Source organism: Gillisella terrae (assembly GCF_004801395.1).
Lineage (GTDB): Bacteria > Pseudomonadota > Alphaproteobacteria > Rhizobiales > Rhizobiaceae > Allorhizobium > Allorhizobium terrae.
Genome location: NZ_SSOA01000016.1, coordinates 1 through 22,278 on the forward strand (window position 1 = coordinate 1; position 22,278 = coordinate 22,278).

Consider the following 22,278-nt stretch of genomic DNA (forward strand, 5'->3'; position numbering starts at 1 on the left):
CGTGAAACGCCCCTGCGCCAATGGTACTTCGTCTTAAGACGCGGGAGAGTAGGTCGCTGCCAGGTCTGCTAAAGGCAATCGTTGATACAAACACATCAAAACAATCTTCTCACACAAACATCGGCCCCGCCGAAAATTCAATGGGTCGCTCAAGCGGCCCTTTTGCATTCAAAGCTCAAATATTACGCGGGGTGGAGCAGCCCGGTAGCTCGTCAGGCTCATAACCTGAAGGCCGCAGGTTCAAATCCTGCCCCCGCAACCAAATTCATCAAAAACCCCGTATAACATGTTGCGGGGTTTTTCGATTCTTGGGCGACGGTACATACAGGTGTCAAAAGACAGTGTTGCTTCCTTGCCAAGACTTATCCTAGCTGAAATGGGTGGAGGGCTGCATAGAAGGTTCCGCAATTAAATTTCTTGCAGCAGATTAAAGGTGTTACAGCGTCCTTTGTGCGCCATGCACGGCGCACGGCGCTGTAAGTGCCTCATTAGCATCATTTGAAGCGCCGCGCGGAGGAGCGTTTTCTGATGGGGCTTTTGTGTCGGTGTCGTCGAGCTCTCCAAGCTCTTCTTTCAGCCGCTGACGAGCTCGGTTCATCCGACTTTTGATCGTGCCAACTCTGCATCCATGTATCTTGGCGACTTCCTCATAACTCTCGTTCATCAAAGTTACCAGAACAAGAACATCGCGGTATTGCTGAGGAATGCGCATCAAAGCGCTGTGTACGTCACGCGCGTGCGCGCTCCATTCTTGTGTGGCAGGTGTCGTCAGGGTGTTTAGCATGCCGTCTGGTATGCCAACAGTTTCTCGTTTGCGTTTTCGATACCGGGTGCTGAATGTGTTTCGCATGATCGTAAAAAGCCAGGATTTCAGCCGAGTCCCTTCCTTGTATTGATCAAAGCTGTTAATGGCACGCACCAGCGTTTCTTGAACCAGATCATCTGCATCTTCTGGATTGCTGCAAAATGTCCAAGCGAACGCACGCAGTGCGGGTATCAGCTCCACGATTTCTTCTCGTGCCATACTTATACCTGCTATCCTGGATTTCAGTTGGAGTTATTGGTAAACAACGTGCACAATCAGCAAATGTTCCGGGTAAATCGCGCAACCACGGTTGCGTTTGATTTGTTGGACCAGTCTCCGCAGATAAATTTGCTTGAAAGAAGGGTTGTCCGCAGCCTTTTTTCCGGTGACCAACGCTTTAGTGGGAAGCTGATTAATCCGCCTGTAAAATTATCGACTATCTCTATTGTCGGGATGTTCCGCTGCTTGATCCGATATAGCGGCACAAATCATGCAGATTTGCGGGCCAAGACAGATTAATAAGCCCCATGGAAAAGCAAATATGCAAAGAAAACCGTCCGAAATCTGCGAAGCTTTCGGAACGCCTTGGATTTTAAAGGCGCAAGATCAGCGTCGCCATCAATATTACAGGTCAGTAGCAGCACATGAGTCATGAAGACACCACCGTTTTGGGCGAAATTTCAATAGCAAAGCTTGATCGTCACCATCTGCAAGGAGGATTGAATCTTTCGCAAGAGTTTTCTTGGCCGTACCGTCTGGAGGATTGGGCCTTCGCATTTGAGATTGGAGAGGGTGTTGTCCTGGAGCGGAACGGCGAGGTTCTCGGCACTGCTCTCTGGTGGTGCTATGGACAATCTTATGCAGCCGCGGGCATGATTATTGTGACGGAGAAAGCGCAGGGTGGGGGCAATGGATCACGTTTGTTCGATGCGCTGTTGCAAGCAACCGAGGGGCGCAACGTTCTCCTCAATGCCACTGCAGAAGGGCTACCGCTCTATCTTCGCCGTGGCTTTGAAAAGTGGGGGATGGTGCACCAGCATCAATGCGTCCTGCACAAGGGATATACGGTGAAGCACCGTGATGACATACGCGATGCGGTTGCCAGTGATTTCGGCCGTATTCAAGCTCTCGACTGTCAAGCGATTGGGATGCCGCGCGAAAGACTTGTAAATGCGCTGTTAAATGCCGGAGAAGCAATCGTGCTGGAGCGCGAAGGGCAGATCTCGGGGTTTTCCCTCCGCAGGCGTTTTGGCCGCGGCTATGTTGTCGGGCCGGTTGCAGCAAGTGGTGTTGAAGATGCAAAATGCCTGATAGAGGCGCAGCTCGCCAAACTTGCCGGAGAGTTCGTGCGCATTGATGTTTATGCCGAAGACGGATTGAGTGAATGGCTGGAGGAGCGGGGTCTTAAACAGGTGAGTGAGGCCATATCGATGGTGAAGGGCGTGTTGCCCACTGCAACAGCGCCAATGCATATGTATGCTGTTTCCAATCAATCGTTCAGCTAAAGCATGTCTCGTTTTATTGTCCGCAATGAAACGAGACATGCGAAAAAAGAAAGAGCGACTGCATCATTCCTTAAATCGGAGTGGATTTAAGGAGGAGATTATGGCGCAGATGAAACGTGCCACACCCCATGCACCATTTCTGGCGCAACAGCTCCCGATATCTGCGGCTTCATGAATTTGAGAGAGCCGAGCAACAGGTGCTTTATCAAGGCTGGTTGTTATTTTTCAATGCCATGAAAACGGCTGTGGCCAGCATTGCAATCAGCGCTGCCGCAGACGTGAGCAATACGGCATGCGCAGATGAGAATGCCTGTTTGCCCGCGATAATCAAGGAGGCTGCGCTGGCACTGGAAAGCTGTTTGGCGATCACATAGGTATCGCCAATCGAGTGACGAGCAGCGTCGGCAAGCTCTGGCGCTATGCCGGCGGGCACCACCATTGCCGAGGCATAGACCGCCGAAAGCGCCACTCCAAAAAAGGTGATGCCGAGGCCTGCGCCCAACTCGTAGCCCATCGCCTCTAATGCGCCCCCAGAACCGCCCTTTTCGGCCTCGACTGCCCCCATGATGGCAATTGATGAAGCGGTAAGGCCTATGCTCAAGGCAAGACCTAGCGCCACGAGGAGAGCGGAAATGATCTCCCTGTGATGATGAAAATCAAACTGCGCAAGTGCAGCCAGAGACGCGGCCGCAGTGATAAGCGAAAGGCTTGCTACACGGCGCAGCCCGAAGCGGTTGGACAAAAAGCCTGCGATGGGACCACCAACGCCTGCGGCCACCATGATTGGCAGCATGAAAAATCCTGCCTGTAGGGGGGATTTGTCCAGCACAAATTGCAGCTCTTGTGCAATTGTCAGTTCAACGCCAGCAAGTGCTCCGGACGTTACCACAGCCATTGCAATTCCCACCACAATCGGTCGACGTGTTAACAGCGACAGATCGAGCATGGGATTTACTGCGCGGCGTTGGCTTTTGACAAAGAAGGTGAGGGCAACCACGCCAAAGATTGCTGCCGATAAGGCAACCCACAAGGATTGCTTGCCACTGAAGCCGGATTTTACGGCAAAAACCAGCGCGACAATACCGACGATCAGCATAAGGGCCTGATTCAGGTGCCAGTCACCCAATTTGCCGCGCTGGCTGCGTGGCAACGCATAGGCGATGGCCGGGCAAATCAGCACAACAACGGGAATGTTGATGAGAAAAACAGATCCCCACCAGAAATGTTCAAGCAGTGCGCCGCCCACCAACGGACCAACGGCAGCTCCCGCCGAGCCGACTGTTCCCCATAAACCCAGCGCGATTGCGCGTTCACCGGGGTCTTCAAAGGTGAGGCGGATAATTCCCAGCACACAAGGCATAATCATGGAGGCACCGAAGGCAAGCAAGATGCGCCCGCCAATCAGCATGGTGGGAGTGGTCGAGAATGCCGCCACGATAGAAGCGAGGCCGAAAACGGCAAGCCCTGTCAACAGCAGTTTGCGATACCCGATGCGATCGGCCAGCGTACCCATGGGCACGAGAAGTCCCGCCATCAGCAGAGAATAGATGTCGATGATCCAGAGAACCTGCGTGGTTGAGGCCTGCAATGCCAATGTCAGGGACGGAACCGCGATGTGCAGGATTGTCATATCCAGCACGACCGGCAAAAAGGCCAGCATGACCGCAACAAGAATCAGCCATCGCCGTTTGCGAGAATAGGAGGGGATCGTGAACTCATTGGTGTCTGGCAAAGGTGACATTTTTACGCCTGCGGTTACGCCTGTTTTGCGAAAACTGTAGCATCTCGCCGCAATCCGGCTTTGCACGCTACAGGCCAGTGCGTTGTCTCAAACGCATGGCCCATTATGACCTATCGATGCCGTTTTGCGGTTTGATGTAGAATTTGTGGAGATTGTGTGCAGGCGACGCGCTGAGTCTGAATGCGGTACGCGAAATTGCCGGTTAAACTCAAGAATCGGGCATTCGAAGGGATATTTCAAACGTCGCTCCACCTTTTGGTGAGCGTCGGTACCGGATTTTACCGCCATGGGCCTCAACGATGGCGCGCACGACGGACAAGCCTAAGCCATTGCCACTTGCTTCATTGAAGCCAGCATGAGCACCGCGCTTGAATGGCTCAAATGCCCAAGGCTCGAGCTCACTTGGAAGACCCGGGCCTTCGTCTGAAACACAGATAACGGCCAGTTGGTTTTCCTGTGAAAGCGTGATCTCTATCGTGCCGCGCACAGCGTAGCGTCGAGCATTGGTGACCAGCGCCAACAGAGCTTGACGAATGCGCAGCGCATCTGCGCGCACAACGATATCAGCCAGATCAAGGGTGAGGTGGAAGCCCGCTGCGTTCAGTTCCGGCTCCATCACATGCATGAGATTATGGATCTCATCGTGAAGCCGGATTGGCTCTATGTGCAGATCCAGATGTCCGCTGTCGGCGAGTGTCACAGTTCTGAGATCTTCGACCAATCGAGCCAGAGAATCCACCTGGAGGATCAGGCTTTGCAGCGAGCACTCGTCAGGCTCGAACACACCATCGATAATGCCTTGCAAACGCCCCTTCAAAATCGTCAAGGGCGTTCGCAATTCATGGGCAATCATGGCGTTCCACAGGGTCACATCCGCTGCCATATCTTGCAGGCGCTGGGCCATGGCATTGAAATCGCTCACCAGATGGGCCGTTTCACCCAGCGAATGGTCTCCAGGTGTGGCACGGGCAGAAAGATCGCCATCCTTGATGCGTCTGGCGCTTTGGGCCAAGGATTCGAGGGGCTCAAGAATGCGCCTTGCCAGACGCACCGAGGCAATGGCTGCCATGATCAGAGCAAGGAAAATTAACACGGACAGCACAAGGAAATCTGTGCCCGTCAGCAACCCATCTTCGCTTTCGCTCCAGGGGCTGAAATAGAAGATGATGCTGAAGGCCAGATAGGTGCCAAAAAACACCAGCAGTCCTGCGATAACGGTCACAGCCGACATGGCCAGCAATATTTGGCGGCTCAATCCCTGACGCAGCATCATGCCTCAATCACTAATCTATATCCAATGCCGCGGATACTGGCCAACATGCCCTCTGCTCCGGCCAACTCCAGCTTTTTTCGCAATTTGCTGAGGTGGCTATCCACCGTGCGGTCCATGGCGTCAGAACCGGGAAGACAGGCATCAATCAACTCGCCACGGGTGAAGGCCTTGCTTGGGGTGCGTGCCAGATGGGCAAGCAACCTGAACTCGGTCAGCGTCAACGTCACCGGTTTCACCACACCATTGGATTCAAGGCTCACCTGATAGCTGTCAAGATCAATGGTCAAGCGCCCGACACGGATGGTCGCACCGGTATTGGCAAGGCCAGCCCGGCGCAAAATTGCTTTGGCTCGGGCAACGACCTCGATAGGATTAAAGGGTTTGACGATGTAATCGTCTGCGCCAATGCGCAAACCTTGCAGTCGGTCCACCTCTTTGTCGAGGGCCGTGATCATGATGACGGGCGTGTTGCCGCGTCTTCGCAGTTCGGCCAGCACCTCCCAACCGTCCAGGCGTGGCATTGTGACATCGATCAGCGCAATATCGGGTTTGAGCGCCAGATGCAACTCAAGCGCGACCTTGCCGTCGCGAGCGTGCACGGTGCGAAACCCTTCGCGGATAAAATAAGCTTCGAGGATGTTGGCGATTTCAACATCATCCTCGGCGATCAAAACAAGTGCTGTCATGAGAATTCCGTCTCCTTGGCTTCATGATTGCCATTGAAATTGGCTGCCGTCGAGCATTCATTCGTCGCCTCCATCGCTTGTTAACACAACCTCCACAAAGCCGAAACGTCAGGCGCTTAAGGCCCATGGGATGAAATGCGACTTAGGCTTTGGGCCTCTTATGTTTTGGATGGTAATCGATCATGCGCCGCAAACCTCGTTCAATCAAAATTGCTTTGCTTATCGCCTCAATGGGCTTTCTGGCAGCTTGCAGCGATGAAAAGGCCGCCCAGCAGGCACCAAACCCTGAGCCGTCTGTGACCGAGCGTGTCAGTGTTTTGTCCGTGCAGCCAACCAAAGTCGTTGTCTACGATGAATTGCCGGGCCGGGTATCTGCCTATAATACCGCTGAAATACGGGCTCAGGTCAGCGGCATTATAGAAAAGAAACTGTTTGAGGAAGGTGCGACGATTGATGCTCATGCGCCGCTTTTCCAGATCGACCCCGCGCTGTTCATGGCAGAAGTGGATGCAAGTGCTGCGGTGCTGGCGCGCGTTGAGGCCGAGTTGTCGAACGCTCGCATCAAATTTGAACGCACCGAGCTGTTATCCTCCAAGCAGATCAACAGTGCGGAAGCCCTGAACAATGCCGCCGCTGCCCTTGCGCAAGCCAAGGCCAATGTCGCGGAAGCGCAAGCCAATCTGGCGCGGCGCAAGCTGGAACTGTCCTATGCCACGATCAAGAGCCCGATTGCGGGCATCATTGGCCGGTCATTCCTCGGTGAAGGTGGGCTTGCATCGTCATCGGCCACCACGCCTTTGGCGGTGGTGCAGCAGATTGACAAAGTCTATGTCGATGTCCGGCAATCCTTGATGAGCAAGGAAACACTGGAGGATATGGCGACGAAGGCTGAGGAAGCAGCCCTTGATCTTCCTGTTAAAATCTACAGGATTGCTGGCCAGGCTTATGATCAGCCGGGCAAAATGCTGTTTTCGGATATCACGGTTGATACCTCCACGGGCAGTGTCGGGCTCAGGGTTCTGGTTCCGAACCCTGATCAGCAATTGCTGCCTGGCATGTATGTCCGCGCCAAAGTGCCACGTGCCATCTACAATGACGCATTGATGGTGCCGCAAGAAGCGGTATTGCGCGAGCCATCCGGGCGGCCGCAACTGGTCGTGGTCGATAAGGATTCTCACGGCAGTCGGCGCAATGTCTCCTTGGGCCCACTTGTGGATGGCCAATATATTGTCCTCTCCGGCCTCAGCGCCACAGACAATGTTGTCGTGCTCGGAAAAGACCGTGTGCAAGATGGCGTGACGCTGGAGACAACGCCCTATACGCCATCCGCCCCTGAAGTGAAGGGTTGAGGACCACCAATCATGCCACAGTTTTTCATCAACAGGCCCGTGTTTGCATGGGTCATCGCTATTCTTATTGTCATTGCTGGCGTTGTTTCCATTCCGCAGCTTCCTGTGTCGCGGTTTCCGGTCATTGCTCCACCAAGCGTGTCAATTTTTGCGACTTACACCGGTGCGACGCCGCAAACCATCAATGACAGCGTGACCGGCTTGATCGAGCGCGAGCTTTCAAGCGTCAAGAACATCCTCTATTTTGACTCATCGGCGGATTCATCCGGCAGCGCCAATATTACCGTGACGTTCAAGCCAGGCACCAACCCTGAGCTTGCCCAGGTGGATGTGCAAAACCGCTTGAAAGCCATTGAGCCAAGATTGCCAGAACAGGTGCGCCGTGCGGGCCTGACGGTGGAGGCAGCGTCTTCGGGCTTCCTGATGATCGTTTCGCTCAAATCGTCAAATGGTAAGGTAGATCCGCTGGGGCTGGACGATTATCTGGTGCGCAATATTGCGCCGGAACTTAAGCGCGTGGCGGGGGTTGGCCGCGTGCAATCGTTCGGCTCTGAAGCGGCGATGCGCGTCTGGGTGGATCCTGTTAAGCTGGTTTCCTATTCCTTGTCGATGACAGAAATCACGCAGGCCATCCAGACGCAGAATGTGCAGGTGGCCGCTGGCCGGGTTGGTGAAGCGCCGACAGTGCCGGGCCAGAAGGTCAGCGTTCCTCTCAGTGTTTCCGGGCAATTGCAGAGCCCTGAGGAGTTTGCCAGGATTATTCTGCGCTCCAATCCCGATGGCTCCAAGCTGACGCTGGGCGATGTGGCGAGAATCGAGGTTGGATCGCAGACATCAAGCTTCTCGATCATGGATGGTGGCAGGCCTGCGACGGCTGCGGCCATTCAGCTGAGCCCCGGTGCCAATGCGGTCAGCACATCGCAAGGTGTCCGCGACCGGCTGGCTGAACTGGCCACCACCATGCCTGCGGGTATGGAATATGCCATTTCCTATGATACGGCACCCTTCGTAAAGGTGTCGATCCAGAAGGTTTTGCAAACCCTGCTGGAGGCTATGGTGTTGGTGTTCCTCATCATGCTGTTGTTTTTGCAAAACATTCGCTACACCCTGATTCCGGCCATCGTTGCGCCGATTGCGCTGCTTGGCACGTTTGCGGTGATGTTTGCCATTGGCTACTCGATCAACGTTCTGACCATGTTTGGCATGGTGCTGGCCATTGGCATCATTGTGGATGATGCGATTGTGGTGGTTGAAAATGTCGAGCGCATCATGGCCAAAGAGGGGCTTTCGCCGCGCAAGGCGACCCAAAAAGCCATGACGGAAATTTCAAGCGCGGTGATTGGCATCACCCTTGTTTTGACGGCCGTTTTCCTGCCGATGGGCATGGCCAGTGGCTCTGTCGGGGCAATTTATCGACAGTTTACGGTGTCGATGGCTGTTTCCATCCTGTTTTCGGCCTTTCTGGCGCTCAGCCTGACACCGGCCCTTTGCGCAACCTTGCTCAAGCCGATTGCTGCGGATCACCACACGCGCACCGGCTTTTTTGCCCGCTTCAATCGTGGGTTTGAACATCTGACAGCGCGCTATGCGGGTTGGGTTGGTGTATTGATCAACAAGACCGGGCGGGTCATGGTGATTTATGCCGCGATTCTCGCAGCGCTGGCCTCTGGCTATAATTCTTTGCCAACGGCATTTGTGCCGCAAGAGGATCAGGGCTCCTTCATGACCTCTTTCACGCTTCCTGCCGATGCGACAGCGGAGCGGACAAGGGCGGTGGTTAATCTCTTTGAAGAGCATGTCAAAACCCGGCCCGATATCGTCAACAATTTGACTGTGATGGGATTCGGTTTTTCGGGTTCTGGCCCCAACACGGCCCAGTCTTTCACCACGCTCAAACCATGGGGTGAACGCACCACCACGTTGGATGAGGAGCTTGCGGCGGCAACGGCAGCCATGTCTGCGGCCACGGAAGGCGAGATCTTCAGCCTGAAACCGCCGACGATTGATGAGCTGGGTACGACCTCAGGCTTTGCCCTGCGTCTGCAAGACCGCGCCAATCGCGGAGACGCGGCACTTCTTGCCGCATCTTCACAGCTCACGCAGCTGGCAGCCAAGAGCAAATTGCTGTCTGATGTGCGTGTTGATGGTTTGCCGAGCGGGCCAAGTGTGACCTTGAAGATTGACCGCGCCAAGGCGGCAGCACTGGGTGTGGCTTATTCCGCCATCAACGACACGCTCAGTGGTGCGGTTGGCTCCACCTATATCAATGATTTTCCGCGCGATGGTCGTTTGCAGCAGGTTATTGTGCAGGCTGAAGCCACGAGCCGGATGCAAGTGGAGGACGTGCTGAATCTGCATGTCAGAAATGATACGGGCAAGATGGTGCAGCTAGCGGAGTTTGTGACGGCGGAATGGTCGACCATTCCTTTGCAGGTCACACGTTACAATGGTTACCCCTCGATGAGCATTTCCGGCTCGGCCACGGCTGGCACCTCCAGCGGCGTTGCAATGGCGGAAATGGAGCGTTTGGCCAAGCAATTGCCCAAGGGCTTTGCCGTGGAATGGACGGGACAATCGTTGCAAGAGCGGCTTTCGGGTGCGCAGGCCCCGATGCTGATGGCGTTCTCCTTCCTGATCGTCTTCCTGGTGCTGGCGGCCTTGTATGAAAGTTGGACGGTGCCACTCTCGGTCATGCTGGTGGTGCCACTCGGTGTCATCGGCGCGGTGATTGCTGTTCATCTGCGGGGCTTGGAAAACGATGTGTTTTTCAAAGTCGGATTGATTACGCTGATTGGCCTTTCTGCCAAAAACGCGGTTCTGATTGTCGAATTTGCGCGTAAACTGCAACAAGACGGCGAAAGCCTGAAAGACGCCGTCATCTTGGCAGCACGGCTGAGACTGCGCCCGATAGTGATGACATCACTGGCCTTTTCGCTGGGCATCGTGCCTCTGGTCATTGCGCGGGGTGCGAGCTCGGAAACGCAGCGTGCGATTGGCACCGGCCTGTTTGGCGGCATGATTTCGGCAACGGTTCTGGCTGTGCTGTTTGTGCCGGTCTTCTACGTGATTGTCATCAAGCTGTTTGGAAGAGGCAAGCGCAATCAGGAAAGTGACGTGTGATCGATTGAGACAGCAATACCGCCAGTCAGAGCCTGACTGGCGGCAGGATCGTTTAACCATTACAGCGCCGTGCGCCATACATGGCGCACAAAGGACGCGGTAACACTCTAAATCTGCTGCATAATTTTCTCCTTAAATCGATTCCGATTTAAGGAATTATGCAGTAATGATGCTGGGCAGCCAGAGCGTAAGTTGCGGAAAGATCGCAATCAGAACCATCAGCAACAGAGTGCAGAGCAAGAATGGCACGGCTGCCATCACCACCTGGCGCATGGTTGTTCCGGGCGGACTGACACCCAGCATAACAAACAGCAACAGACCAAAGGGTGGGGTCGCAAGGCTCAGTTCCAGCGCCAGCAGGGTCAGCACACCAAACCACACCTCGCTGAAATGATAAAGATGAACCAGCGGCATGAAGATGGGCAGAACCAGCATCATGATGGAAAGCTGATCCATAAACATGCCCATGACAATCACCACCATCAACATGGCAAGCAGCATGACTGCGGGCGGAAGATCAAAGCCGGTTGAAAACTCGATCAAACCGCGAGACGCGCCGGAAAAGGCCAGAATCTGCGAAAATGTTGTTGAGCCAATGATGATCAACAGCATCATGGCCGAGACTTTGACAGATCCCATCAGGGATTTTCGGATCACGGACCAATCAAGGCAACGATAGACCGCGGCGAGAATCAGCACCGAAATCGCACCGCAGGCAGCCGATTCCGTGGGTGTTGCCCAGCCGAGCAAAATCAGACCAACGACCGAAAACACCACAAAGCCCATGGGCAGGACATCGCGGGTCAGTGCCCACACAACCTCTCCTATGCTGAATCTCTCCGTCGCGTAGCCGGGGGCGGCGTCCGGGTCGATACGGATCAAAATCCAGATGACGGCGACAAACATGAGTGCAAGAATAAGCCCCGGAATGAGACCGGCAACCAGCAACGCGCCTACATCAATACGGGCTAAAGATCCGAGCAGGACCGCAAGCGATGAGGGGGGAATGATCATGGCCAGACCGCCTGTGGCCAGAATTGGTCCCATGATGATATGCGGCTTATAGCCCCGCGCGATCATATCGGGCATCATGGTTGTGCCCAGCATGGCGGTGTTTGCCATGGACGAGCCGGAAAGCGTGGCAAAGATCGTGCCACCGCCGACTGTCAGATACGCGAGGCGGCCCCGCACCCCGCCAAAACATTTGTCGAGCGCGTTGAAAACCCGAAACGCGAGGCCGGAGTGAAACAGCAATTCGCCCATGATAAGAAACAGCGGGACAGGCACCAGCGCAAAGCTGGTGACCGAACTGGTCGAGTTTGCGATCATCTGCTCAACGCCGATCAGCCCACCCATGAAGACATAAACACCGGCCATATTGATCAGTAAAAATGCCACGGCAACCGGGATGCCGATGAACATCAGAACCATAAGGCCGCCAATCAGAAATGCGGTCGCTTCATACCACTCCATCATGTCAATGGTTCCCTTCTGCGCCTGAATACACGTCGCCGCGCAACAGCAGGCGCACAAATTCACAGGCCATCAACACAAAGCCGACGGCGAGAAAGGCATAGAGAAGCCAGGCTGGGAGATTGACGGATCGCATATCCACCGAGCCGTCCATCCATCGCTGCATGGTGAGGTCGGCGGAGATAAGGCCTAAAAACCCCAGAGACAGCGCGGAAACGACCAAAGCCAATTGTCCAACGATCGTTTGCAGGCGTCGTGGCAGAAGATTGACGAAGGATGATAGCGACACATGGCCATTGATCCTGACCAGCCACGGGGCGGCTGCCATGGTGGAAAACAGCAAGACATATTCCACAGCAGCACTGATCCATCGCAGTGTCTGCATGTTGAGGTTCCGCATGATGACGTCAAGCGCGACAATAACGGTGACGAGTGCCAGACTTGCCGCCGCTATATAGGCGAGGGCAAAAATGAGTCGGTCATAGAGTGATATTATGGTTTTCATGGAGAAGCCTTCCGCAAAAGACAGCCACCTGCCCAAAAAACAGGCAGCCTTACGAGATGAAGGTGAAAATGCGCTTGGAGTCTGTCAGGTGCAGATCGGACCTGACAGACTCTGGAGCCTATTGTTTTTGTTTATCTTTGCCGAAAACCGGGTTCCAGTTTTCCCTGACAGGCTCTAATCGGCGAAATAGTGGGCGCGCAGTTTCTCATAATCAGGCGAACCTGAAGCCTTCAGCCGGTTCCAGACGGAATCATAGGCTGTTTTGAGATAGGCATCGCGGGCGGCCCCCTCCAGAACGATTGCTTTCATGCCCTGCTTGTCAAACTTGGCATTCATGCTGGCCGTCATATCCTGCCACTCTTTGTAGGAGGTACCTTCAAATTCCACCGCGGTATCTGTGAGGATTTTCTTGGAATCGGCGCTCAAGGCAGCCCATTTGGTGGGGTTGATGTAAATGCCGAGGTCGGATTGCATAAAACCCGGCTCAATACGGTATTTCAGGAAACGATCCCAAGACCAGCCTTCCATGGCGGATGGAGGGTAGGCCATGCCGTCAAAGGTGCCGCGTTCCAGACCTGTGTAAACATCGGGCACCGGAATTGTGACAGGCGTTGCGCCCATTTTTTCAAAAAACGCATTGTACAGCGGTGATGCGCGTAAGCGCAGGCCGCTCAGATCAATCTCGCCATCGGCTTTCAGCTTTGGCTTGTTGATCAAAAATACATTCAACGGCGCTGCTGGTGCAAAGCGCGCCAGCACGTGGATTTTCAAGCGCTTGGCGGCGATTTCCTGAAAGAGGGCAAAGCCACCGTTTTCGCGCTGAACACTTGGGGGCAGATTGCTGCCCACCCAGGCATCGGCCTCCGGCATGCTGCCCAATGAGTAGCTGATCGGCGCGTAGGTCATGTCGATTGAGCCACGCGCAACCGCTTCTGTTTGCTGAAAGCCCGGCACGATCTCCGGCCCGCCAATCACCGAAATCTTGATCTTGCCCTTGCCGCGCTCGTTTACCAGCTTCACGAAACGCTCATACAGTTGGGCCGTGGCATCGCTTGAGGGAAATACAGTGAGAGAACGAAGCTGATCCTCAGCAAAAGCGGCTGTCGATAAGGTCAGTGTAGTAACGCCGGATAGAATTGCCAGCACAAAAGAAAGATGTGTTTTGATACGTGGAAGTCGTGACATTGTGTTCCCCTATCAGTTCCTGATATGATTGTTATGGTCAAGCGCGTCGACATCAGCGTTTTTCCGCCCTGTTGAACGTGAACAAGACAGCTGGCCGATTTTGGTTTTTGGGCGTCTTCGAATTTTTTTCAAAATTTCGTGATCACCAGTAAATGCAGGCTAGCACGTTGATGCGCAGAAGATTTTTGCGTTTTTTGGAAAACATTTTTGTGCGGCTGATTGCAGTGAAATCGTCTTTCGCTGCGTGACAGGGCATGCTGGCGCATCCACACTTTTCCTCCTGTAAGGGGTCACCTGTGCATAATTCCGTAAACGTCCGTCGCTTTGAGGCGAAGATTATGCCGCCGATCGAACGTGTTATGGTGTTCTTGGCGCGTTTTTATAAACCGCATAGCGCTCTGGATATTCAGAGGTGCCGTGCGGATATACTTACCCTGCGGTGCAAAGTCGCTTTTACAGTTCTCTGCACCTGGCTTGGATTACGAGGCTAACAGCGGGTGAAAGCGGCGGCTGAACCAGACCAGACCATCCGTATTGCCTTCAGCCAGTTCAGTTGCCATCACCTCGCAGAAAAACACGGTGTGGGTGCCGCGCGTTTGACATTCGACAATACGACAATCAAAGGCAACCGCTGCATCTGCCAGCACGGGTGCGCCGGTGCCGTTGCTGTGCCATTCGGTTCGAGCGAACCGATCGTCGCCGGTCCAGCGGGCAAAGGCGCGCGACAGCTCTTCATGGGCGGGGCTGAGCACGTTGACGCAAAGCACCTTGTTTTCGACAAAGGCGTTGTGGGCGTGGCTGCTTTTGTTGATGCAGACCAGCAAGGTGGGCGGCGTATCCGTGACTGAGCATACGGCGGAAACGGTCAACCCGTGGCGGCCTGCCGGGCCATCGGTGGTGACAATATTGACCGCCGCACCCAGGCGGCTCATGCCGTCGCGAAATGCCTGGGCCTTGGGCGAAATTTCGGGTGCAGTCTGTGGAGTTGTCATGATCAAATGTCCAATACCAGAGTTGAAGATGACGCACGCGAACAGCAGGCACAGATCATCGTGCCTTCTTCTCGTTCTTCGTCGGTCAGAAATTTGTCGCGATGATCGGGAATGCCTTCCAGAACGTCGGTGACGCAGGTGCCGCAGACACCTTCTTCACATTTCACTTCAATTTTGACACCTGCCTGAGCGAGTGCCTTGGCAATGGTGTTGCCAGCTTCCACCCGCACGGTGATGCCGGATCGCTTGGCCACCACATCAAATCCGCCGCCGGATTGATCGACATCCGCCGAGAAATATTCGCGGTGGACGTTGGCGGAGGCATGGCCTGCGGCTTCTGCGGTGTTGATCACCCAATCCATAAAGCCTTGAGGGCCGCAGACGTAGAGATGAACATCTTTTGCCGGGGCTGGCAGATCGCGCTTCAGGTTGAGCCGTTGATCCTCTGCCTGATCATCAAAGTGATACACAACGTTTTTCGCCCATGGTGCATCTGCAATCATGGTTTTGAACGCGGTAACCTCGCTAGAGCGCGTGCAAAAATGCAAGATAAAATCACGACCGATGCGATGAAGCCGCTGTGCCATGGCCAGCATGGGCGTGATGCCAATGCCGCCACCCAGCAACACGGTTTGCCGTGCTGTTTCATCCAGCGGAAAATGATTGCGCGGGCCTTCGACCTCAAACTGGGCTCCCACCGTTGCGAGCCGGTGAACGGCTGTCGAGCCGCCGCGCGATTTGGGGTCCAGCAGAACACCAATTTCGTAGAAGCTTTGCTCTTGCGGGTCCGAACACAGTGAATATTGCCGCCACAGATCAATCTGATCATCCACCAGATGCAGATCGAGATGAGCGCCCGCTTCAAAGGCTGGCAGAGCAGCGCCAGACGGATCGACCAGCGTTAAGCGAACAATGCCGCCCGGCTCTTCGATCCGTTTGGCAACTATCAAGTTCATCGTGTTCGAGGCCATAATTCCACCTTATCTCATATAAAGGCCGCCATTGACGTCCCAGCAGGCGCCATTGACGAAACTTGCTTTAGGGCCTGCCAGCAGCGCCACCAATTCGGCCACAAAGACCGGATCGCCCAGCTCTCCCACCGGAATATTGGCAAGCGCTGCCTGCATTTTATCCGGGGTGATCACCGAGCGAACCATGGGGGTGTCCATGGGGCCGGGGGCAATGGCATTGCAGGTGACACCAAAGGGCGCGAGGTCACGGGCAAACACTTTGGTCAGTGTCAGAATGGCACCCTTGGAGGCGGCGTAATGCGCACCCGTTGCTGTGCCGCCATTTTGGCCCGCAAGCGACGCGAGATTGACGATCCGGCCATAGCCACGCTGTTTGAAGTGGCGACCAAAAATCTGGCTGCCCGCAAAGGTGCCGCCAGCATTGGTGGTCAGAATAGCGTTGAAATCGGCCGGGTCGATGTCGAGTAGGGGTTTGACGGCGGTGCGCGCCGCATTGTTGACCAGCACTTCCACCGAGCCCCAACGCTCGATGCAGCGGTCGAGGATGGTTTGAAAATCCTCGGGCTTGCTGACATCCAGCGTTGCGGTCACAGCCGTTTCACCGGCCAGATCCAGTTCAGAAGCGAGGCTTGAGCCTGCATCCGCATCAAGATCGGAAATGACAACCCGGAAGCCTGCGCGGTGCAATGCCCGCGCAATCTCGGCACCAACGCCACGGGCAGCGCCCGTGACAACGGCGGTTTGGATTTTTTCAGGAAGAGGTGCGGCCATTAGAACAAATAGCTGAACGAATTCAGCATCCCATCCGAGTTGAGAAGGCGCACCACTTTGGTGCGGATTTTAATGCCGTCTGCGGCCATGACCAATGTGTGGGTCATATTGGCAGCCCAAACCCGCTGCCTGCCAAACTTGTCTTCAATCACATGTTCGGCGCTGGTCACCGTCACCTCATCACCCTCAACATGGGTGATGACAAAGCGTGACACGGTTCTGATGGTTTTGGCCGGTGGTGCCGACGAGATCGAGAACCCTTGCTGAAAGCGCTTGATGCGTTCACGACGCATCTTGTCATTGTCGTGGCACAGGTTCAGCGCATTGTCGAAATCCTCGGTGTCGCCGATGGGCAGCGTGTACATGCCCTCTTTGAGCCAGAGCGCCAGCCAGGCGTCATAGTTTTTGCCATCCAGCAGGTCGGCCTCAGCCCACAGAAAAGCGCTGACCTTTTGCAAAAGCGCGTCGTCCTTGATTGTTGTGATCATGTTCATACCGACATCATCCTCTTCCACATCGAATACGCGGCGCGCATTCCGGTTTCCGCGCTGATGTGACCTATGGGTCCAGCTTCGCCGGGGGTTTCATCAACGATGCCGCGATTGACCAGAATCTTCAGCTCCTCACCGCCTTGAGTGCCGCGCTGCACGCGCTCCCACACCTCGGCATCATCCGGCGAGCCAAAGCCCATCGGGCCTTGAAAATGCTCATGCAGGCGCAGGCGCATGCGGTTAGCGGCTGCCGGGCCGCCCTCCATGCCAAGGGCAATGTGACGAATATCGGTTTTATCCACCGAGATCGGCGTCAGAACACGGAAAAAGGACAACGAAAACGACACATTGGGGAAAAGGTTGAGGTTAAAGCCAGCGCCGCCAACCGCACGGACAATCTTGCGCACCTGATCGTCCGGATAGCCCTCATCGCGCAGCTCTTGCGCCAGCTCTTCGAAACGGTCCGGAATTGGATCGTCGAGATTTTCATCGAGATCGACCAGTTCCGGGATCATCACCATCACCGAGTGGCCATTGCCGAGATCCTCAACACAGCCTTTTCCGGTTTCCAGAAACTGGAAAATCTCATTGGTCTGGCCATCAAGCGACTGAAGGAAGCTCTTGTGCACCACCGGGAAGTGATAGGCATCGGTGGTGTTTTCCAGCTGAACCTTCCAGTTCATCGGCACGCTAAACTGATGCTCGCCCAAAACCTTGACCGGAAAGCCACCGCCCTGCTTCATAAACAGGTCGATCCATTTCTTCACCGGGCCGAGAAAATCCGCCAGCGGCTCAATGTCCTCGTTGAAGGTGGCGAAAATCATGCCGCCATAGCTCTCGGTGCGCAGTTTGCGCAAGCCGTGGCTTTCCTTGTCAAAGTCATCGCCATATTGCTCAGGGTAGGGCAGGGCGCGCAAGGAACCATCGAGAGCATAGCCCCAGCCATGGTAAGGGCATTGGAAAGACGATGTCTTGCCCTTCTTGACCTCGCAGACGGTGGCCGCTCTGTGGCGACACCGGTTGACCATGACGTGGATCTGGTCCTTGCGGTCTCTGACCACGATCACCGGGTCCTGACCGACGGTGGAGAGCTTGAACGATCCCTTTTCAGGAACCTCGCTCTGATGGGCCACCCAAACCCAGGTGTTGTGAAAAATCCGCTGCATCTCTTCCTTGAACAGGTCCGGATCTTCGTACATGGAGGTTGCCACTTTGGCATCTGGCGAATAGAGCGCGTCCAGATCGCTGAATTTCATTTGTGCTTGCGACATTGGTTGTTCCTCTCGCAAAATTGATAGGTCTGGCGCAAATTCATAGGTCTGGAATGGTCAGCGCACGGCCCATACGGGCTTCAACGCGCATGTATTTCCAAAGGCGGTGGTCTTCTTCATCGACCACAATGGTGCGCAGCAGATTGCAGGCGGCGATCACAGACTGGCGATTTGGAAAATCGCACATCATGTACCAGGTCCAGGGAAAGGAGGCTGATGTGCCCACTTGTGTCTCATCATCATCCAGCGTTCCCAAAACAATGACGCCTTCAAGCTTGGCAACCCCGCTCATGAACTCCTGCGTGCCTTTCCAGACCGGACCGATCTTGTTGAACGGAAGATCGAAAAACGCGGGCTGCACGGCCAAGCACAGAAGCGTGCGGATGGGTGTCGGTTCTGTCATCATAAAATCCTCAGGTTGCAACAATCACGGATAGCCAGCGGGCGTCGGCTGCTCAAACAGGGCGGCTCCAGCGGCCTGCCACGAGCCGGAGTTGATAAAGGCGTGCTGGGCAACGCACGCTGCATCAATCATCGCGCGCCCAAGCGGATGGCCAGTGGCCATGGCTTCGGAACCACCCATCACAAAGGCGAGGCGGGCGGCTTCAGCGCCATCCTGCGCGGCTTTGGAGGCGGCATGACGCAGCCGGATCATGGTCGGGCGATCAACCTCGCCCTTGGTTTGCATCTGCTCCCAGCCATGTTCGATGGCGTCATAGAAGGCGGATCTTGCCCCCATCAGCACACCTTCAGCCTTGGCATAATCAATCTGGATATAGGCGCGCGCAGCCGGGCTTGGCGCACCGGTGACGGACGCGCGGCTGATGGCATTGTTGCGCACCCAATCGAGTGCTGAACGGGCCGTTCCAAGGGCCACCACCGCCAATACCTGGGCGGCCAGCGCCATGGCAGGATAGTGAAAGATAATATCATCCTGCTGCGGCTTGCCACCGCGAATGAAGGTCCATTCTTCCGGCACAATCACCTTGTCGGCAACAATATCGTGGCTGCCGGTTGCCCGTAGACCCATGGTATCCCAGGTTTCGTCAACGGTGATTTTATCGCGCGGCATAACGGCGGTGCGCGGTAGGGGATTGTTCTCACCCTCGACTTTAATACCGGCACCCACAATCGATGCGCCCATGACGCCCGAGCCCCATGGCCAGCGGCCACTGACTTCAAAGCCCTGAGGCGTGGTGCGGGCAGGCCATGGCGGAAACATTGCACCGGAAAACACGGTGTTAGGGTCCGCACCATAAATCTTGGCATAGGTTTCTGGTGGCAGCGACGCCAGATAGGTTGCTGAAACGCCGAAACTTGCAACCCAACCGGCCGAGGCATCGGCCATCGAGATTTCTTCAATCAGGCGACAGAAGGCCTGCGGTGAAATGTTGTCGCCACCAAAGCGGGTTGGCACAAAAGCGCGATAAACGCCGATGTCTTGAAATTTCCGCACAATATCGAGCGGAATATGACGCAGGGCCTGAAATTCCTCTCGCCTTTGGATGATTTCAGTTTTCAGGGCCTCAAGAGCAGCCCCCGGTGCAGGCGGGTTGTGGGAATTCATGGTGTTATTCCTCCGTCCGAAAAATCAGATGTGTGTCAATAAGCCAGCGGGCAATGGCGCAAAGGTGCGCATCCTGCCCTTTGCGCGCCACAAGCTGGATGCCTGAGGGCAGGCCATCTGCCGTCTTAGTGGGCAGAACGATGGCCGGATGGCCTGAAAGGTTGAAAGGGCGCAAATAGCGGGTCAGCGACAGAACTTTGGATGGATCGCGCGCTTCGCTCAGCAATGGCGGCGCAATCGGCATGGCGGGTGTCAAAAGAACATCATAATTGTCCAAAATGGCATCAACCTGCGCGCTAAAGCGCTGCCTGACATCTTCAGCCGCAGTCATATCCGCATCGCTGACTAAGCGTGCGCCTTCAAGGCGTTTGCGCACATCGTCACCCAAGGGGGCACCAGCATCAAGCAGGTGTGCATTGGCCAAAAGGGTTTCACGGGCAATAATCGTCATGCCTGCGGCAAAAGCATCGTCGAGCAAATCCAGCGTAACGAGTTCAACCGTGCTGCCATCTCTGGATTGCACTGCCCTTGCAGCTTGCGCCATCTGCGGATCGATCTTGTCGTCAAGCGCCAGACTTGCAATTCTTGGGGCGCTGTCGAGGCTCTCCACCCGAAACGTCGGATCAATCGCCGCCATGGCCCGCTCAATCATCGAGATCGTTCTGGCAAAGGGACCAATGCAGTCCAGCGAGCTTTGGGCGGGCTGTGCGCCCGTGCGATCCACCCGGCCAAAACTGGGCTTGAGGCCAATGACCCCGCAACAGATGGCCGGTTGGCGCACCGAGCCGCCAGTGTCGGTGCCGATGGCAAAATCCACCAGACCAGCGGCTGTTGCAACGGCTGAACCGGATGAGGAACCGCCGGGAATACGGTCTGGCCATCTCGGGTTGATCGGCGTTCCCTCAAAAAGATTAACACCCGTCATGCCATAGGCCAGCTCATGCATCCGGGCTTTAGCAACAATCTGACAGCCGGATGTGAGGATATGGTCAATCACCGTGGCATGACGGGCAGCGGGGGCTGCTGTGCTTAACGCTTCACTGCCACAGCGGGTGACCATGCCTTCAATATCGATGCAGTCTTTGATGGCAACGCGTGGCCCGTTTGGATCACCAAGCGCAATTGTGGCGACGAACGCCTGATGGCTTTCTGCTGGAATGCTCATGATGCACCATTTTTATATCAGCCTTTTGGCTGGTTCCCTTTATTGCGGTAAAATTACTGTAAATTTGCGCACTGTCAATTGAAAAACACCTTTATTGACGATTATTATTTCGTGATTTCAGGTGTTTACGCACAGGTTGCCGTAATCGCAGTGGCTTTGCGAATCCGGTTCAACAGGCTGACAATGTTCAAATTTCTCACTGATCTGACATCATTTGCCAGATCTCCCGCTTCACACGTTAACATGAATATTCACGTAAAATTATTGCGTATTTTGAAAAACTGTTTGCAGGCCAGCGCAATGAGCATGATTGGCCGAATTAACAAGCACTTAACGCCCTCCCAAACGTCATGAAGAATAATTACATGAATATTACCGCTTGACCGATGGCTCACCTGCGTTAGGCTTTTGCACTGCCACCCGGCATTCATCAATGCGCCGCCCAGTTCGACGGCCCTCCTGCATAATTCCTGAAATCGGAATCGATATAAGGAGAAAATTATGCAGCAAATTTAGAGTGTTACAGCGTGTTTTGTGCGCCATATTTGGTGAGAGGCGCTGTAAAATTAGGGGATTGGAAAAGCGCATCGTCTCCCGCGCGTGAGACATCACCCTCCAGGAAAACAAATTTAAACAGGGAACTTTTCATGACCAGCCAAACCGACCTTGCGAGCTTGATCCGCCGTATCGAAGTCCTTGAAGCAGAGGCTGACATTCGCCGCATTCAGGCCCGGTATATGTTTTTATGCGATACGCCCAACCCGGAATATGGCGTTGAGGACGATGCCCAGCGCATCGACCGCATCATGGAACTCTATACTGAGGACGCCGTGTGGGAAGGCGTAGGCGAATATTACACCAATCAATTCGGCAAGGCTGATGGTGCTGCTGCCATTCGTCGCCATTTTGAAGGTTTCTGGGGGGGCAAGAAAGATCCCGCGCTGATCTTGAATTGTCATTATCTGACATCAGAGCAAATCCACGTCCATGAAAGTGGAACAACGGCGGACGGCCAATGGGTGCATATGCAGCCCTGGCTGTTTTCTGATGGCAAAGCGCTTTTGCGCTCTTCGCGCCTCAACAACACCTTCCGCAAAGAGCCCGATGGTGTATGGAAAATCACCCGCACACGCACCGAAAATGTCTTTGTCGCCCCGCTGCCAGCCACATGGGCGTCGGATTATCCATCAAAATCCGTGCTGATGAAGCCGTAACATTCGGAAACGACAAGGATCGCTGTCAAAATAAACGCCGTGCACTCTCAGGAGCGCACGGCGTTTTTGCTTTTTATACTTGCGGTAGAATGCGCCCTTCAATCACGTTACAGCGCCTCTCACCAAATATGGCGCACAAAAGTCGCTGTAACACTCTAAATCTGCTGAATAATTTTTACCTTCAATCGATTCTG

Annotated in this window: 19 protein-coding genes and 1 tRNA gene; 5 read left to right on the forward strand and 15 right to left on the reverse strand. The window is 54.8% G+C overall.

Features of this window, described 5'->3' with window-relative positions; all coding sequences use genetic code 11:
* Positions 1 to 185 precede the first annotated feature (185 nt).
* A tRNA-Met gene (locus E6C51_RS18940) sits at positions 186 to 262 on the forward strand.
* A gap of 174 nt (positions 263 to 436) precedes the next feature.
* Here the strand turns inward: E6C51_RS18940 and E6C51_RS18945 are convergent.
* A complete protein-coding gene (locus E6C51_RS18945) occupies positions 437 to 1,024 on the reverse strand; it encodes a sigma-70 family RNA polymerase sigma factor (protein WP_190237154.1) in 588 nt (195 codons plus the stop codon).
* 425 nt (positions 1,025 to 1,449) lie between these two features.
* Here E6C51_RS18945 and E6C51_RS18950 point away from each other — a divergent pair, with 425 nt between their 5' ends.
* Positions 1,450 to 2,310, forward strand: coding sequence for a GNAT family N-acetyltransferase (locus tag E6C51_RS18950; RefSeq protein ID WP_190237155.1), 861 nt, complete (start codon positions 1,450 to 1,452; stop codon positions 2,308 to 2,310).
* A gap of 205 nt (positions 2,311 to 2,515) precedes the next feature.
* Here the strand turns inward: E6C51_RS18950 and E6C51_RS18955 are convergent, their stop codons facing one another.
* The 3 genes from E6C51_RS18955 to E6C51_RS18965 form a co-directional block, all read right to left on the reverse strand.
* Positions 2,516 to 4,051, reverse strand: a complete 1,536-nt coding sequence (locus E6C51_RS18955; protein WP_190237156.1) for an MFS transporter — start codon at positions 4,049 to 4,051, stop codon at positions 2,516 to 2,518.
* A 208-nt stretch (positions 4,052 to 4,259) separates the two neighbouring features.
* Entirely contained in the window at positions 4,260 to 5,324 is a 1,065-nt protein-coding gene (locus tag E6C51_RS18960) for an ATP-binding protein (protein ID WP_190237157.1), read from the reverse strand.
* Positions 5,321 to 6,010 carry a response regulator gene (locus E6C51_RS18965; protein ID WP_190237158.1) on the reverse strand — a complete coding sequence of 230 codons (690 nt, stop codon included), beginning with the start codon at positions 6,008 to 6,010 and terminating at the stop codon, positions 5,321 to 5,323. Before E6C51_RS18965 ends, E6C51_RS18960 begins: the two co-directional genes overlap by 4 nt.
* A 182-nt stretch (positions 6,011 to 6,192) precedes the next feature.
* Between E6C51_RS18965 and E6C51_RS18970 the strand changes: the two genes are divergently transcribed.
* Together E6C51_RS18970 and E6C51_RS18975 are read left to right on the forward strand one after the other, a co-directional pair.
* Entirely contained in the window at positions 6,193 to 7,359 is a 1,167-nt protein-coding gene (locus E6C51_RS18970) for an efflux RND transporter periplasmic adaptor subunit (protein WP_230987468.1), read from the forward strand.
* A 12-nt stretch (positions 7,360 to 7,371) separates the two neighbouring features.
* The gene (locus E6C51_RS18975) at positions 7,372 to 10,479 is read left to right on the forward strand and encodes a multidrug efflux RND transporter permease subunit (protein ID WP_190237159.1); all 3,108 of its coding nucleotides are present in this window, start codon (positions 7,372 to 7,374) and stop codon (positions 10,477 to 10,479) included.
* A 156-nt stretch (positions 10,480 to 10,635) separates the two neighbouring features.
* Here the strand turns inward: E6C51_RS18975 and E6C51_RS18980 are convergent, their stop codons facing one another.
* From E6C51_RS18980 to E6C51_RS19030, 11 genes are all read right to left on the reverse strand, one after another.
* Entirely contained in the window at positions 10,636 to 11,952 is a 1,317-nt protein-coding gene (locus tag E6C51_RS18980) for a TRAP transporter large permease (RefSeq protein WP_190237198.1), read from the reverse strand.
* A gap of 4 nt (positions 11,953 to 11,956) precedes the next feature.
* The gene (locus E6C51_RS18985) at positions 11,957 to 12,457 is read right to left on the reverse strand and encodes a TRAP transporter small permease (protein WP_190237160.1); all 501 of its coding nucleotides are present in this window, start codon (positions 12,455 to 12,457) and stop codon (positions 11,957 to 11,959) included.
* Positions 12,458 to 12,631: 174 nt separating this feature from the next.
* Entirely contained in the window at positions 12,632 to 13,642 is a 1,011-nt protein-coding gene (gene dctP, locus E6C51_RS18990; RefSeq protein ID WP_190237161.1) for a TRAP transporter substrate-binding protein DctP, read from the reverse strand.
* Positions 13,643 to 14,121: 479 nt separating this feature from the next.
* Positions 14,122 to 14,634 (reverse strand): flavin reductase, encoded by a 513-nt coding sequence (locus E6C51_RS18995; RefSeq protein ID WP_190237162.1) that lies wholly within the window; start codon positions 14,632 to 14,634, stop codon positions 14,122 to 14,124.
* A gap of 2 nt (positions 14,635 to 14,636) precedes the next feature.
* Complete coding sequence (locus E6C51_RS19000; protein ID WP_190237163.1) at positions 14,637 to 15,605, reverse strand: PDR/VanB family oxidoreductase; 969 nt, start codon at positions 15,603 to 15,605, stop codon at positions 14,637 to 14,639.
* A 9-nt stretch (positions 15,606 to 15,614) separates the two neighbouring features.
* Positions 15,615 to 16,376, reverse strand: a complete 762-nt coding sequence (locus E6C51_RS19005) for an SDR family NAD(P)-dependent oxidoreductase (RefSeq protein WP_190237164.1) — start codon at positions 16,374 to 16,376, stop codon at positions 15,615 to 15,617.
* On the reverse strand, positions 16,376 to 16,870 hold the full coding sequence (locus E6C51_RS19010; RefSeq protein ID WP_190237165.1) for an aromatic-ring-hydroxylating dioxygenase subunit beta: 495 nt from the start codon (positions 16,868 to 16,870) through the stop codon (positions 16,376 to 16,378). Before E6C51_RS19010 ends, E6C51_RS19005 begins: the two co-directional genes overlap by 1 nt.
* Positions 16,867 to 18,138, reverse strand: a complete 1,272-nt coding sequence (locus E6C51_RS19015; RefSeq protein ID WP_190237166.1) for an aromatic ring-hydroxylating oxygenase subunit alpha — start codon at positions 18,136 to 18,138, stop codon at positions 16,867 to 16,869. The genes E6C51_RS19010 and E6C51_RS19015 overlap by 4 nt, the downstream gene beginning before the upstream one ends.
* Before the next feature lie 40 nt (positions 18,139 to 18,178).
* Positions 18,179 to 18,541 (reverse strand): hypothetical protein, encoded by a 363-nt coding sequence (locus E6C51_RS19020; RefSeq protein WP_190237167.1) that lies wholly within the window; start codon positions 18,539 to 18,541, stop codon positions 18,179 to 18,181.
* 24 nt (positions 18,542 to 18,565) lie between these two features.
* A complete protein-coding gene (locus E6C51_RS19025) occupies positions 18,566 to 19,705 on the reverse strand; it encodes an acyl-CoA dehydrogenase family protein (RefSeq protein ID WP_190237168.1) in 1,140 nt (379 codons plus the stop codon).
* 4 nt (positions 19,706 to 19,709) lie between these two features.
* Entirely contained in the window at positions 19,710 to 20,870 is a 1,161-nt protein-coding gene (locus E6C51_RS19030) for an amidase (RefSeq protein ID WP_190237169.1), read from the reverse strand.
* A 647-nt stretch (positions 20,871 to 21,517) separates the two neighbouring features.
* Between E6C51_RS19030 and E6C51_RS19035 the strand changes: the two genes are divergently transcribed.
* A complete protein-coding gene (locus tag E6C51_RS19035; protein WP_190237170.1) occupies positions 21,518 to 22,084 on the forward strand; it encodes a nuclear transport factor 2 family protein in 567 nt (188 codons plus the stop codon).
* Positions 22,085 to 22,278 lie beyond the last annotated feature (194 nt).

Excerpts from the sequence above, each read along its gene's own strand:
- E6C51_RS19010 (WP_190237165.1), bottom strand. The coding sequence starts at position 16,870 with ATGAACATGATCACAACAATCAAGGACGACGCGCTTTTGCAAAAGGTC.
- E6C51_RS19000 (WP_190237163.1), bottom strand. The coding sequence starts at position 15,605 with ATGGCCTCGAACACGATGAACTTGATAGTTGCCAAACGGATCGAAGAG.
- E6C51_RS19030 (WP_190237169.1), bottom strand. The coding sequence starts at position 20,870 with ATGAGCATTCCAGCAGAAAGCCATCAGGCGTTCGTCGCCACAATTGCG.
- E6C51_RS18980 (WP_190237198.1), bottom strand. The coding sequence starts at position 11,952 with ATGGAGTGGTATGAAGCGACCGCATTTCTGATTGGCGGCCTTATGGTT.
- E6C51_RS18985 (WP_190237160.1), bottom strand. The coding sequence starts at position 12,457 with ATGAAAACCATAATATCACTCTATGACCGACTCATTTTTGCCCTCGCC.
- E6C51_RS18945 (WP_190237154.1), bottom strand. The coding sequence starts at position 1,024 with ATGGCACGAGAAGAAATCGTGGAGCTGATACCCGCACTGCGTGCGTTC.
- dctP (WP_190237161.1), bottom strand. The coding sequence starts at position 13,642 with ATGTCACGACTTCCACGTATCAAAACACATCTTTCTTTTGTGCTGGCA.
- E6C51_RS18995 (WP_190237162.1), bottom strand. The coding sequence starts at position 14,634 with ATGACAACTCCACAGACTGCACCCGAAATTTCGCCCAAGGCCCAGGCA.
- E6C51_RS19035 (WP_190237170.1), top strand. The coding sequence starts at position 21,518 with ATGACCAGCCAAACCGACCTTGCGAGCTTGATCCGCCGTATCGAAGTC.
- E6C51_RS18950 (WP_190237155.1), top strand. The coding sequence starts at position 1,450 with ATGAGTCATGAAGACACCACCGTTTTGGGCGAAATTTCAATAGCAAAG.
- E6C51_RS18965 (WP_190237158.1), bottom strand. The coding sequence starts at position 6,010 with ATGACAGCACTTGTTTTGATCGCCGAGGATGATGTTGAAATCGCCAAC.
- E6C51_RS18955 (WP_190237156.1), bottom strand. The coding sequence starts at position 4,051 with ATGTCACCTTTGCCAGACACCAATGAGTTCACGATCCCCTCCTATTCT.
- E6C51_RS19015 (WP_190237166.1), bottom strand. The coding sequence starts at position 18,138 with ATGTCGCAAGCACAAATGAAATTCAGCGATCTGGACGCGCTCTATTCG.
- E6C51_RS19005 (WP_190237164.1), bottom strand. The coding sequence starts at position 16,376 with ATGGCCGCACCTCTTCCTGAAAAAATCCAAACCGCCGTTGTCACGGGC.
- E6C51_RS18970 (WP_230987468.1), top strand. The coding sequence starts at position 6,193 with ATGCGCCGCAAACCTCGTTCAATCAAAATTGCTTTGCTTATCGCCTCA.
- E6C51_RS19025 (WP_190237168.1), bottom strand. The coding sequence starts at position 19,705 with ATGAATTCCCACAACCCGCCTGCACCGGGGGCTGCTCTTGAGGCCCTG.
- E6C51_RS19020 (WP_190237167.1), bottom strand. The coding sequence starts at position 18,541 with ATGACAGAACCGACACCCATCCGCACGCTTCTGTGCTTGGCCGTGCAG.
- E6C51_RS18960 (WP_190237157.1), bottom strand. The coding sequence starts at position 5,324 with ATGATGCTGCGTCAGGGATTGAGCCGCCAAATATTGCTGGCCATGTCG.
- E6C51_RS18975 (WP_190237159.1), top strand. The coding sequence starts at position 7,372 with ATGCCACAGTTTTTCATCAACAGGCCCGTGTTTGCATGGGTCATCGCT.